Source organism: Pseudochrobactrum sp. AO18b, assembly GCF_000409565.1.
Taxonomy (GTDB): Bacteria; Pseudomonadota; Alphaproteobacteria; order Rhizobiales; family Rhizobiaceae; genus Pseudochrobactrum; species Pseudochrobactrum saccharolyticum.
The window spans coordinates 1-13,010 of record NZ_ANNO01000110.1; the positions used below are offsets into that span (position 1 = coordinate 1).

Consider the following 13,010-nt stretch of genomic DNA (forward strand, 5'->3'; position numbering starts at 1 on the left):
AGGCGGTTTCCGCCTGCCGTTTTTTCATTAATACTAACACAAGCAATAAATATCTGAATTCCGCTTCAACTATTCGGAAGGGATATCAAGCCATGCATTCTGTTCTCAAAACCACCCCTCTTATATTTGCCGGTCTGGCTGCGCTGATGAATCCTGCCGCAGCGAATGACGCAAATCTCATTCTTTACAACGGCAACATCATCACCATGAATGAAAACCAGCCTGCTGCAACAGCACTGGCGATTTCGGGCAATCATATTCTTGTTGTTGGTGATGTCTCGCTCGCAGAAAAATTCAGCACTGACAAAACCCGCCGCATTGACCTGCAAGGCAAGACTGTCATTCCGGGTCTGGTCGATACCCATATTCATGCCATTCGCGGCGGTCAGACTTATACATCCGAAACCTATTGGTATAACGAAACCAAACTGCCGGACGCTCTGAAAACCTTACAAGAGGCAGCAGCAAAAAAACAACCGGATCAATGGGTTGCCGTTGTCGGCTCATGGCTGCCGGAACAGTTTGAAGAAAACCGCGCTCCGACTGTGGCAGAACTGAGCAAAGCCGTTCCCGACCATCCGGTCTATGTTCAATATTTGTATGATTATGCTTTGCTCAATGAGAAGGGTATCGAAACCTTAAAACTCAATGAAGCCGACCCGGCCCTACCGCAGGGTATTCAGGTTGAACGTGATGCGAATGGCAAGGCAACCGGTAAATTACTGGGTCATATCGGCTCCTATAATGCACTCTTTGCCAAGATGATGCCCGCAGATCGCGAACAGCAGTTGCAAAGCATGCAGGTATTTTTCTCGGCGCTTAACAGTGCCGGTATGACCGGTTTTATTGATCCATCCGCAGGTCCTTCTTCCGCCTATGAAAATCTCTTTGCCCTGCAAATGGACGGCAAACTGACGCTCCGCGCAGGATATCGCATTCCGGCTATGCAATCCGGTACCGAAGCAGAATGGTTCAAAAGCCTCATGGCCTTCCGCCAGCCTTATTATGACACCGGCATGGTCAGCTTTCTCGGCATTGGTGAATCCATCGTTGCAGCCATGAATGACGGCGTTCAGATGGGGCCTGGCTTCACCTCTCCGCAGGCAGCCAAAGACGAGTTACGCAAAGTCGCACAATTTGCTGCACAGCGCCGTATTCCGCTGGAAATTCATGCCTATACCGATGATGCAGCCAGCGATATTCTGACCGTGTTTGAAGATGTGAATACGACCTATCCGTTGCAGGATTTACGGTGGTCTCTCGCACATCTCAATACAGGTTCAGAAGCTACACTGGAGCGGATGAAAAAGCTGGGACTGTCCTACACCGTACAGATGGGTCCTTATTTTGAAGGCCCTGCAATTCTGAAAGCCAATGGCGAAGATATTGCTGCCAAATCCCCGCCAACCCGTGCAGCTACTGATAAAAATATTCTGGTTGCAGGCGGCACGGATTCAACGCGTATCGGCATTTATGGCATCTGGCAGGCGATTGAATATCACGTCACCGGCCGTTCGCTCGGCGGTGTTATCCAAAAAGCAGAGGATCAACTGCTGTCCCGTGAAGAAGCTCTCGCGCTCTATACGAAAAACGCGGCATGGATCAGTTTTGCAGAGCAGAACCGCGGCACACTGGAGACAGGAAAACAGGCCGATCTCGCAGTTCTGGATCAGCCTTACCTGACCGTTCCGGCAGAAGAAATCGACAAGATACGCTCGGTTCTGACCATTGTAGACGGCAAAATCGTGCATGAAAATCTGACGGAAACACCCGCCGCCGCGCAATAAATATAGATGGCCGGACAGATAGCCAATAGCAGGCAAGGAGCATAATCCGCTCCCTGCCTGCTATATCCGCACATTCAGAGCACCTCACCCGAGACAGTGTGTTTTCTGTCTTCATCGGTTACCGAAGTTAGCTTTTTCAGCTTTCTGCTCAGCCAGCTGTTCAGATCATCCATCGCGGTAAACATAACCGGCACGAAAACCAGACTGAGTGCCGTTGAGGTTATCAGCCCGCCGATCACAGCAACCGCCATGGGCGCGCGAAACTCCGCATCCCCGCCGATACCAATGGCAGCAGGCACCATCCCCGCCACCATGGCGATTGTGGTCATGATAATCGGCCGGACACGCGTAATACCGGCTTTCAGCAAGGCCGCATCGCGATCAAGACCTTCCTTGCGGCACTCAATGGCATAATCTACCAGCAGAATAGAATTTTTGCAGACAATCCCCATCAGCATCAGAATACCGATAACCGATGACAGATCCAAAGCCGCACCATAGAGAAGCAGTGCAATCGCCGCACCGCCGATGGAAAGCGGCAAGGCAATCAGAATGGTAAAAGGTTGCAGGAAGTCCTTAAACAACAGCACCAGCACTGCCGCCACCATCAGAATACCGGTTAGCAGCGCCAGTCCGAAATTACTGAACATTTCTGCCATATATTCCGCACTGCCATATTCCACTTCGCGGACACCTTCAGGCAGGTTTTTATAGGCGGGCAGCGCAGCAATCGCTGCCAGTGCCGTGCCGAGCGTCGCATTATTATCCAGATTAGCCTGCACCTCGATCATCCGCATCCGGTTCAGACGCTCCACACGGCTCTCCGCAGAACCGAAGGAAATATCCGCCACGGAAGCAAGCGGAACCGGATTGCCGGTTGCGGTTCCCACTTTCAGGTTCTTCAGCATATCCAGATCGCTGCGGGCAGAATTTTCCAGCAGAACACGGATCGGTATTTGCCGGTCACCCAGATTAAACTGCGCCGAATTGGCATCCGTCTCACCCACTGTTCCGATGCGGGCAACCATACCGATCGAGGCCGGTGACACACCAAGGCGCGCAGCTTCATCCAGACGCGGTTTTACATGCAGCTCCGGTGCAGGCAGAGGTTCTGATGAAACCACATTGGCGAGTTCCGGCAGTTCACGCATCTGGGCTTCCAGCTCGCGGGCAGCACGGGTGAGATTTTCTCCGCTATTGCCGACGAGAATAATGGCCACTTCTTTGCCGCCGCCGTCTTTTGTAAAGGTGAACTGAATATCCGGTATTGCAGCCACCAAAGGACGGATAACCGCTTCGAATTCCTTCTGGCTTGTCTCCCGTTCCGCACGCGGCTTGAGATTAATCAGCAGGGAGAACTCATTCACACCATCCGATGATGTGGCCAGAATATCCTTTATCTCAGGTCGTTTCAGCAACTGAGTGACAATGTCGTCTGAGACACGGGCGGTCTCATCAAGGCGGGTACCTGGTGCCAGAGTTACGCTGATTTGTGAAACATTGGAGTCGCTTTGCGGCATGAAGCCGGTGGGCAGCAATGTCATGAGATAGACCGAACCGGCAAAAATACCCGCCACCATGGCAAAGGTTGCTTTACGGTGATGCAGCGTCCAGCTCAGCAATCCGAGATACCAACGGCCAAGTACAGAAGATCCCGGCGCTTTACCACTCACCGGATGCGGCTGCAACATATAGGCAGCCATCAGCGGCGTGAGCAAACGAGCAACAGCGAGGGAGACCAGCACAGCAATCGCAACAGTCAGGCCGAACTGTTTGAAATATTGCCCGACCGCACCACCGATAAAACTGACCGGCGCAAAAATAGCGACAATCGTCAGGGTTGTTGCAACAACAGCCAGTCCGATCGCATCCGATGCTTCTAGCGCTGCAATATAGGGGCGCTTGCCCATATGAATATGGCGCTCAATATTCTCTATCTCCACAATCGCATCATCAACGAGAATACCGATGACGAGTGTCAGAGCCAGCAGACTGATGCTGTTAAGTGTAAAATCGAGGAGATACATCGCCGCAAATGTTGGCAAAATGGAAAGCGGCATGGCCACCGCTGCGATCACGGTCGCCCGCCAGTTGCGAAGGAAAAGAAACACCACCGCAACCGTCAGCGCAGCGCCTTCCAGCAATGTGGTGATCGCATTATTATAGCTCTGCACCGTATATTCGACCGTGGAGCTGACCTCCCTGATCTCTGTGCCCGAGTTGAGCTGTCTTATGTCCTCAAGCCGGTTTTTGACACCATTGGCAACAACCGTATCGCTATAGCCCTTTGCACGGAACACAGAAAAGCCCACTACGGCTTTGCCGTCCAGACGGGAGAAGCCGCGCGGCTCACCCGCTCCGTCCTGTATTGTGGCAATCTCACGCAACGGGATCCACCGGTTGCCCGGCAATAAGATCGTTAAAGCGGAAAGCTCTTCCACCGTTCTGGCGCTTGCAATCGTGCGCAGCGACTGCTCCCTGTCGCCGATATTGCCCCGCCCGCTCGGCACATTCACATTCAGCTCGCGCAAAGCAGAATTGACCTGATCCGCGGATACACCAAGTGCCAGCAACCGCTCCGGTTTCAGCGCAATACGCACCTCACGATTAACACCGCCCAATCGCTGCACTTTCTGGACACCGGGCACGGCCAGTAGTTCACGGGTAATCGTATCATCCACAAACCATGACATATCAACCGCCGAAATATCCGGCGCGGAAATCGTGTAATAAAGGATTGCCCCGCCTTCAACATCGACACGGCTGACCACCGGTTCCTGAATAGTCTGCGGCAAATCTGAGCGGATCTGCGCCACGGCCTCACGCACATCATTGGTGGCACGGTCGGGATCAACCCCGATGCGGAACTCCACTGTGGTCGTCGACACACCATCCGCAATGGAGGAGCGTAGATGTTTGACCCCTGCGATGCCGGATACCACACCTTCAATACGACGTGTAATCTGCGCTTCCATTTCGGAAGGGGCAGCACTGGCCTGCGTGACCGCAACCGTCACCACGGGAAAGGATACATTGGGATTGGCATTCACCGGCAGCTTATTGAATGCAGCCCAGCCGGCAAGGGTCAGAACAATGAAAAGAACAAGCGTCGGCACCGGCTTGCGGATTGCCCAGGCGGAAATATTACTGGTCATAAACAATACTTTCAGGGAATCCGGATTTTCAAGGCGCCCGCGCAGGAACAGGTGTTACCGTCTCGCCGTCGCGGAGCAGCGGCCCTGCTTTTTCAATGATGTGATCGCCTGCGCTTAAGCCCGAACGGATTTCAACAGCTCCGTTCTTGCGCAAGCCGAGCTTGACTGTTTTCTTGACGGCCTTACCGCCGACAACAACAAAGACCGAGGCATCGGATGCCTCACGGCCATGCAAAAGCGCAGAGTCATTGACCAGAATTGCCTTGCTTTGCGAGAACACCACGTCTGCCCTGCCGAAAGCACCGGAGAAGAGCGATATTTGTTTGCCCTCAATCGCGATATAGGCTCTGCCCAGCCGCGTTTGGCGGTCGATTTTCGGCGACAATAAGCGGATATGTCCGGCTGCGATTTTCCCGTCAGGCAGTGTGACATGCGCCGCCTGACCTGCCTTCATCAGCAGGATTTCACTTTCCGGTACTTCAGCAGCAAATTCTATCTCGCCGTCGCGGATAAGGCTGAAAAGCGTGCCGCTACCGGCCAGTGCACCAACGCGTGCATTGCGCTCTGAGATGATACCGCTGACCGGTGCATGAATAACAGCCCGTGCCCTTTCGCTTTTCGCCTCCGCCAGTTGCGCCTCAGCCTGCGTGAACTCGGCCTTTGCCACTCCCACACTCTGTTCGGCAATATTCAGCGCCGACAGCTTGTCATCATAGGATTGCTCACTGACCGCACCATTGCTGCGCAGACGCTGTGTGCGGTTCAGGCTGGACTGCGCCTGCGCCTGTGTCGCCTCCTGCTGAGCCAGCCATGCACGGGCGCGGGCAACACGCGCTTCTGTTTCTCTGAGCTTGATATCCAGTTTCACCGTATCCAGCCGCATCAGCACCTGTCCGGCGCTTACATAATCACCGGCCTCCGCTTCAACCGCGGCAATACGCTGATCCTGTAATGTTGTACCTACAGCCACTTCTTCGCGCGGCACAAACAGTCCGTTAAAACCCAGTTTCCATTCCGTTGGTACCGGCTTGGCTACAGAAGTGGTGACAGTGCGCTCCGCCACAGCGATCTGAGCCCCCGCAATCGCTGCATCTGCAGGAGCAGCCTCTGCCGAAAAAGCCGCTGAAGCGGCCAGAGAATATGCGGACAGGGAGAGGCACAACAGAAACCTCATATTTGATTACCTTTCAGGTTGGCGGAACTGCATCCGGAACGGCAACACAAACAATATTTTTGTTAAGCTTCAGCGGAGGAAATACAGAAAACTGCAGAACCCGCCCAAACGCGGCGATTTCGGCCTTTCTGCAGTCCTCTCACAGCTACGCACAGGATATTTCCGTGCAGAAATTTTTCAGCTTTTAAATATGAGTATTTTTGTATAGTATTAAAAATCTATTCATCCGCCCCCCTTTGCACGCAGACACACGGCATGAGCATTCCATCAACCGACCATTCTGAAGACCTGTTGTCTGTCTATTTGCGGCAGTTGAAATGGCTGCGCGAAATGCTCAAAAAACGCACCAGCTCCCATGAGCTGGCCGATGATGCTTTGCAGGAAACATGGCTGCGCCTGTCCAAAATACAGGAGCGCTCTTCTGAGGTTCGCGATCATCGCGCCTTCATCATGCGGATTGCCAATAATATTGCGATTGATCTGCTGCGCAAGGAACAGCGTCATCACAAAGCCTGCCTCAGCGATGAAGATATTTTGCAGGCGATTGCCGATACTGCGCCGACACCGGAGGTCTTTGCGATTGACCGCGACCAGTTGCGGCAACTTATTTACGCCCTGCTGCAATTACCGGAAAAACCGCGTAAAGCCTTATTGCTGGCACGCTGTGACCTGCTGACCCATTATGAGATTGCCCGCCGTCTGGGCGTATCGGAAAGCATGGTTGCACGTTATCTCGCGCAGGCATTGCGCCATTGCCGCGATCATTTCCGCACACTCGCCTGAGCCGCTATGCCCGAAAAAATCAGATATAAAACGGATATCAGCTTAAGCGATGAGGCAATCGACCGGATTGTACAGCTGAGCTCCGGACGGGCAACCGCACAGGACCATGCGGGTTTTGCAGACTGGCGTCGTCAAAGCGCCGAGCATGAAATGGCAGCATGCGAGGCTGAGGCACTGTGGCACGGCATTGGCACAGCCGGTAAAAGCATCCGCAAATCCGCAAAGCAAAAACAATTCACCAGACGCGCAGTTCTCGGCCTGGCCGGACTGATAACCGGTGGTGCCGCAGTGCATCAGACGGGGCTCATCGGGCCGCGTCTCTATGCCGATTATACAACCGGTACGGGTGAGCAGCGGAGCATTACGCTGACTGATGGTTCAACCGTGTTTCTCAATGCCGGTTCTGCACTCTCCGTTGATATGTCAGCAAATGAGAGACGGCTGACCCTCTATGAAGGGCAAGCTCTGTTTACTGTCGCAAAAGACGCAGCACGCCCGTTTATCGTTGAGGCACTTGACGGGCAGACCCGTGCTCTGGGCACGGTTTTTGATATTGATATCAAACCTCAGCAGGTTGCTGTCACGGTGATTGAAGGCACTGTCGGCGTCAGCAGCCGGATACAACCTGCAAACCGGACAAGCAATATGGTTGTCGCCGGTGCCAATACCCGTATCCGCTATGAAGACACAGGGACTATATCCGCACCGGAAGAAGTGGATTCCGACATTGAAACCGCATGGCGTCGCGGCAAACTGATTTTCAACGCCAAACCGCTCGGCGAAGTCGTTACAGAAATTGAGCGTCATCGCGGCGGAACAATTGTTCTTGCCAGCAACCGCCTGCAAACACTGCAGGTCACCGGCGTTTTTGATCTCAGCCAGCCGGAAGAGATTTTACAGGCCATTGAAACCACCCTGCCTGTCTCCGTGATCCGTCTGCCTTTTGTGACAATTTTGCGCTAAAAAACTACCCGATTCAAATTTATGATAAAAATAATCATATTTTTATATTTTACCGGTGCAAGATCAGCCACGCCGTTTCGTCTTTGAATTATGAGGCCGGAATTTCCGTCATGAGCGGAGGCCGGAATGTGTCATATTGGTAAGGCGGAATATTTCCATGCAAGCTATCATCAAGGCGAAAAAGCGCTCTTTGTCCCAACATGCGCAAAAGGCCGGACTTCTGGCTTCGGTTGCGTTTATTGCAGTGCTTGGCACCGGATTGCCGATGATTGCCCATGCGCAGACCACTGTATCGCAGACGATCAGTTTCAATATCCGCGCACAAAATCTGGGTTCAGCACTGGCCGGTTTTGCTGATCGTGCCGGTCTCAAACTGCTGATGCGATCCGATATGGTATCCGGCAAGACAAGCCCTGCTGTGCAAGGCACGATGACACGGGAACAGGCACTGGGCAGATTGCTGTCCGGCTCCGGCCTGAATTACTCTATTCAGGGCACAACGCTCACAATTCATGATCCTGCTGGTAACGCCCAATCCGTAGTTGCACCGGACGGCACCGTGACGCTAAACACAATCACAGTGACCAATGGCGGTTCAATCGCCGCGGCTGAAGCGCCATATCACACGGCAGCGCCAACCTCTTATATTTCAGAGCAGACGATTGAGCGTTTTCGCGGCGCAAGCCCTGCTGATATTTTCCGCGGCACACCGGGCGTGATGTCCGGTGAAGCCCGCAACGGTGCCGGTGCGATTGATGTGAATATCCGCGGTATGCAGGGCATGGGGCGCGTGGCCACCACCATCGACGGTGCGGAAAATGCCATTAATGTCTATCAGGGCTATCAGGGTATCTCGAACCGCACCTTTGTTGATCCGGATTTTCTCGGCGGCATTGATATCCAAAAAGGCTCCGATGCTGCATCCAGCGGCATTGCCGGCACGGTCGCCATGCGTACAATTGAGGCGGGCGATATTGTCAAGGAAGGCAACCGCTTCGGCCTGCGTGTTAAAGGCGGTTTCGGCACCAATTCCAGCAAGCCTGAAGAGGGTAACGTTGCTGGCTACGAAATTATCAATAGCGGTTATCCCGGCGATCTGCAGCCGGAATTCGATCATCTCTATGTACCAAGTGTTAAAAGTTCGGATGACACCATGAATCGTCCGGCTTTTCTGAAGGCGACCAATGGTTCAGGCAGTATCGTTGCGGCAATGCAGGATGAAAATATTGAATTGCTGGCAGGCTATGCCTATCGCGAGCGCGGTAATTACCATGCCGGTAAAAACGGCCCTGCCGCCGGTATCGCCAATCTCGGCGGGATGAGCGTATGCAGATTTCTTTGTAACTTACCCAATCCTGAATACAGATGGTATCCGCAATATATTGAGAATACAGGTCTGGCCAATTACCGCCCCGGTGAACAGGTTCTCAATACCCAAATGGCAACGAAATCCCTGCTGCTGAAAGGCAAGGTTATGTTCGGCGACGGGCATAGTATTCAGCTTGGCTATACAGGTTTTGAAAGCAAGGCCGGTACTTTTAAGGCTAATGCTTTGAGTACGCTCGGACAACAAGCCAGACAGCAGCGCCTGACGACAGATATAGAAGCACACACCGGAACATTTAAATATCGCTGGGATCCTGAAGAGAATGATCTGATTAATCTCAAGGCCAATCTCTGGGGTACGAAACTGAAACAGCGCAATCCGACCGATTGGCTGCCAGCAAATGCGCCGGTCGACTTTAAATCCGGACCGGATTTGTGGACATGGGGCGGCGATATCAGCAACCGCTCACAGTTCACAACTGCCTATGGTGATTTTGATATGACCTATGGCGCGTCTTATAAAGAAGAAGATACCAAGCCGACCGAAGGAACAAGGAAATGGGACACATTTCTTGATTTGCGCGACGGCACCCGTAAAGAAGCCGCAGCCTATATCAAGACAGCGTATAAACCGGTTGACTGGCTGACGGTCAATGGCGGCCTGCGCTATTCCCATATGTGGTCGCGCGATCGCAGCCGCACAAAATATGTTCATCCTGATATGGTTTACGGCAAAGCGCGTTTCAAACAGGGTGGCTTCAGCCCGTCATTGGGTGTCACGGTCGAACCGTTTGACGGCGCACAATTCTACACCAATTATTCCAGCACCTTACGCGCGCCGAGCATTATGGAAGCCGTGTCCGCTTTCAATATGACCGTGAATGAAGATGCAAAGGCAGAGCGTTCCAACAACTGGGAAATCGGTGCAAACTTCATTCAGGATGACCTGATTACCGGTACAGATCGTGCAATGCTCAAACTGGGTTACTTCAACTGGGATGTAAAAGATTACATCGCCCGCGAGTTCCACAGATATGCGAACTCTGCGAATGTGCGCATTTTCAATATTGACCGCGCCCGTTTCTCCGGTCTTGAAATGTCGGCCAATTATGCGCTCGGCGGTTTCGAAGCCACACTGGCTGCCAATTATTATCTGAATGTGGAGTTCTGCCGTACCGCTGAAACCTGTGAAAACAAATCTCTCTATGCCGACTATGCCACCAATCACGTACCGCCTAAATATGGTATAGACCTGACCCTGACCCAGAAATTACTGGATGATGCACTCACAGTCGGCGGCCGCATTTCCTATACTGCATCGCGTGCGAGCGGACATGGTGATGTCACAGGTCAGGGCATGTCGCAGTTCATCACGATGATCAACTGGCAGCCTTACACATTGATAGATGTGTTTGCAGAATATAAAATCAACGACACTTATACCGCCAGCGTGCGCGTGGAAAATCTGACAGACCGGTTCTATGTCGATCCGCTCAGCCTTGCACAGCAGCCGGGACCAGGCCGGACATTCTATGCATCTCTGACGGCCAATTTTTAAAGCTCACAGGGACAACCAGACCGCTATGCCGTTGGGTCACACGCACCGGCATAGCCCCTGCCCGTATCTGAAGCGAAGATTTATGCCTTGCAATATAAACTTGATTATAATAGTCAAGATTTATTCTATCGTCATTGCCTGACGAGCCGGACGCATATGCTTTCAGAAAACGGTTACACAGATGTGGGATCTCCATCATCTTTTTAAAAAACATGCGCGTGATATTATACAATCATTACGCCGCAGAGGGCTTCCTGAAGAAACGGCTGCCGATCTGACGCAGGATACTTTTTTACGCGTTTTGGTCTCTCCGCCTGCGGAAAGCAAAACCACTTATAATCCCGCAGCCTATTTGTTCAGAATTGCGCGCAACCTCGGTACAGATCATCAGCGGCGTGAAGGTTTGCTGCGCAGAGCCGATCTCACACCCGAAGATTTCTCAGCCATTGCTGACCCCTCTCCCTCACCGGAAAAACAGGTCTATGACCGGCAAAAACTGATACTGGCACAACAGGCTTTGCAGGAACTGCCTGACCGAACGCGCAAAGCATTCGAGATGCACCGTATGGATGAGATGACCATTGCGGCAATTGCAGCGGAACTTAATCTCTCCGTGGGCAGAACATGGACCCTCATCAGAGATGCCTATGAATTTATTGACAGGCGCCTTACCGGACTGTGACAAATTTCCCCATATACTGAAAATTAGCCACGCTCATTCGTAAACAGAAGTGAGACAGTAATCTATCCGGACAGGCTTGAAACATATGACCAATTCCGCTGATGAGACAGAAGAAGCACAGCGGCTGTTTCGTGAAGCAGCCGATCTGGCTATCCGTCTGCAAAATGACCCCGTTAATCCCGTTTCTGCCGACATGATTAAAACATGGGTCACCCGCAGCCCTGCCCATGCCGCAGCCTGGGCGCGTGTGGCCGCCATTCATGGCATGACCGGCACTTTGTTCACAGAGAACCGGAAAATACCGGAGAAAAGCAAACTATCCCGCCGCAATTTTATCGCCGGAACCACACTCGGCCTCGGAGCCCTGACCACCGGCGCGCTGACAGTGCCGCATCTGTGGCTGCTGTCGCAGGCTGATCACATCACCTCCACGGCAGAGATCCGGGACATTCCCCTGCCTGACGGCAGCTTCGCCACGCTGGGGCCTGACAGTGCAATTGCCGTTGATTTTTCCGAGCAAGACCGCCGTATCGGGCTGCTGTCCGGCATGGCGTATTTTCAGGTTCAGCCGGACAGCACAAGGCCTTTTACCGTCACAACCGGCCCTATGCTGGTCATTGCGCTGGGCACGGCTTTTGATGTTTCTGCAGAAAAAGGCTTTCTCTCTGTGGCCGTGGCGCATGGCAGTGTTGAAGCCAGAACCGGCACACCGGCAGGAGAAAAGCTGGAGGCTGGTACGTGGCTTAGTTTTGACAGCGCCACTAACCGGATTACCCGCGGTGAACAGGAACCATCACAAATTGCAGCATGGCGCTCCAACATGCTGTTTGCGGAAAATGAAACTGTTGCAGCCCTTTGTGCAAAAATTTCCCGCTGGCAAAACGGGCGCGTATTGATCGCTGATCCTTCACTCGGATCGCGCACGGTCAGCGGTGTGTTTGATCTTAACGATCCTGATGCAGCCATTGCAGCAGTTGTCCGGCCTTTTGGCGCTAAAACACGAAAAATTGCATCTTTGCTGACAATTGTCTCTTCCGTATAAAATATGAGTAAAAACTGAATATTTTTATCCGCCACTCGTAAAGAAGAATATGAGGGCGTTTTCTCATGCAGAAAAAACGCCTGTAATGATTGACCGACGGAGTGAGCAGGCATGACAGGCGCCACCAAACAAGCGGCACGACACACCAAATGCAGCAAAGCCATGATAGCCGCTTTGCTGGCAACCACCGCAATGATAACCGGCGTGGTACTGACAGCAACCAGCTTCAATGCACAGGCACAGCAACAGACAGGCTTCAATATTCCCTCCGGTCCGCTCAACCGCGCACTCGCAGCTTTTGGCAGCCAATCCGGCACCCAGCTATCCTATGAACCTGCCGTCGTGCGCGGGAAATCTTCTCCGGGAATTTCAGGTGCCGCCACCAAGGAGCAGGCACTGGCGCGGATTTTGCAGGGCTCCGGCCTGACCTATAATTTCACCGGTACAAAATCCGTGCTGATTACCGAGCGTCTTGCCGCCAATACCGGCGGCGCTGCGCCGGACGGCTCACTCATTCTGAACCAGATAACCGTTTCCAGC

Annotated in this window: 9 protein-coding genes; 7 read left to right on the top strand and 2 right to left on the bottom strand. The window is 52.9% G+C overall.

The features are described 5' to 3' along the window. The first annotated feature begins 92 nt into the window (after positions 1-92). Positions 93-1,787, top strand: coding sequence for an amidohydrolase (locus tag A918_RS0104735; protein ID WP_033315881.1), 1,695 nt, complete (start codon positions 93-95; stop codon positions 1,785-1,787). A 74-nt stretch (positions 1,788-1,861) separates the two neighbouring features. Here the strand turns inward: A918_RS0104735 and A918_RS0104740 are convergent, their stop codons facing one another. Then, positions 1,862-4,942 carry an efflux RND transporter permease subunit gene (locus A918_RS0104740; protein WP_022709942.1) on the bottom strand — a complete coding sequence of 1,027 codons (3,081 nt, stop codon included), beginning with the start codon at positions 4,940-4,942 and terminating at the stop codon, positions 1,862-1,864. 28 nt (positions 4,943-4,970) lie between these two features. After that, the gene (locus A918_RS0104745; protein ID WP_022709943.1) at positions 4,971-6,116 is read right to left on the bottom strand and encodes an efflux RND transporter periplasmic adaptor subunit; all 1,146 of its coding nucleotides are present in this window, start codon (positions 6,114-6,116) and stop codon (positions 4,971-4,973) included. A gap of 255 nt (positions 6,117-6,371) precedes the next feature. Between A918_RS0104745 and A918_RS0104750 the strand changes: the two genes are divergently transcribed. From A918_RS0104750 to A918_RS19450, 6 genes are all read left to right on the top strand, one after another. Then, a complete protein-coding gene (locus A918_RS0104750; protein WP_022709944.1) occupies positions 6,372-6,899 on the top strand; it encodes an RNA polymerase sigma factor in 528 nt (175 codons plus the stop codon). A gap of 6 nt (positions 6,900-6,905) precedes the next feature. After that, positions 6,906-7,862: a FecR family protein gene (locus tag A918_RS0104755; protein WP_022709945.1), complete on the top strand. Its 957-nt coding sequence runs from the start codon at positions 6,906-6,908 to the stop codon at positions 7,860-7,862. Between the two features lie 157 nt (positions 7,863-8,019). Further along, the gene (locus tag A918_RS0104760) at positions 8,020-10,746 is read left to right on the top strand and encodes a TonB-dependent receptor (protein WP_022709946.1); all 2,727 of its coding nucleotides are present in this window, start codon (positions 8,020-8,022) and stop codon (positions 10,744-10,746) included. 181 nt (positions 10,747-10,927) lie between these two features. Further along, the gene (locus tag A918_RS0104765) at positions 10,928-11,428 is read left to right on the top strand and encodes an RNA polymerase sigma factor (RefSeq protein ID WP_022709947.1); all 501 of its coding nucleotides are present in this window, start codon (positions 10,928-10,930) and stop codon (positions 11,426-11,428) included. An 85-nt stretch (positions 11,429-11,513) separates the two neighbouring features. Next, positions 11,514-12,470, top strand: coding sequence for a FecR family protein (locus A918_RS0104770; RefSeq protein WP_022709948.1), 957 nt, complete (start codon positions 11,514-11,516; stop codon positions 12,468-12,470). Positions 12,471-12,581: 111 nt separating this feature from the next. Next, positions 12,582-13,010: STN domain-containing protein (locus A918_RS19450; protein ID WP_033315880.1), on the top strand; the 429-nt coding region annotated here is incomplete at its 3' end.

What these genes read in the sequence shown, in the direction of transcription:
- A918_RS0104770 (WP_022709948.1), top strand. Translation starts at nt 11,514, where the DNA reads ATGACCAATTCCGCTGATGAGACAGAAGAAGCACAGCGGCTGTTTCGT.
- A918_RS0104740 (WP_022709942.1), bottom strand. Translation starts at nt 4,942, where the DNA reads ATGACCAGTAATATTTCCGCCTGGGCAATCCGCAAGCCGGTGCCGACG.
- A918_RS0104765 (WP_022709947.1), top strand. Translation starts at nt 10,928, where the DNA reads ATGTGGGATCTCCATCATCTTTTTAAAAAACATGCGCGTGATATTATA.
- A918_RS0104755 (WP_022709945.1), top strand. Translation starts at nt 6,906, where the DNA reads ATGCCCGAAAAAATCAGATATAAAACGGATATCAGCTTAAGCGATGAG.
- A918_RS0104750 (WP_022709944.1), top strand. Translation starts at nt 6,372, where the DNA reads ATGAGCATTCCATCAACCGACCATTCTGAAGACCTGTTGTCTGTCTAT.
- A918_RS0104760 (WP_022709946.1), top strand. Translation starts at nt 8,020, where the DNA reads ATGCAAGCTATCATCAAGGCGAAAAAGCGCTCTTTGTCCCAACATGCG.
- A918_RS0104745 (WP_022709943.1), bottom strand. Translation starts at nt 6,116, where the DNA reads ATGAGGTTTCTGTTGTGCCTCTCCCTGTCCGCATATTCTCTGGCCGCT.
- A918_RS0104735 (WP_033315881.1), top strand. Translation starts at nt 93, where the DNA reads ATGCATTCTGTTCTCAAAACCACCCCTCTTATATTTGCCGGTCTGGCT.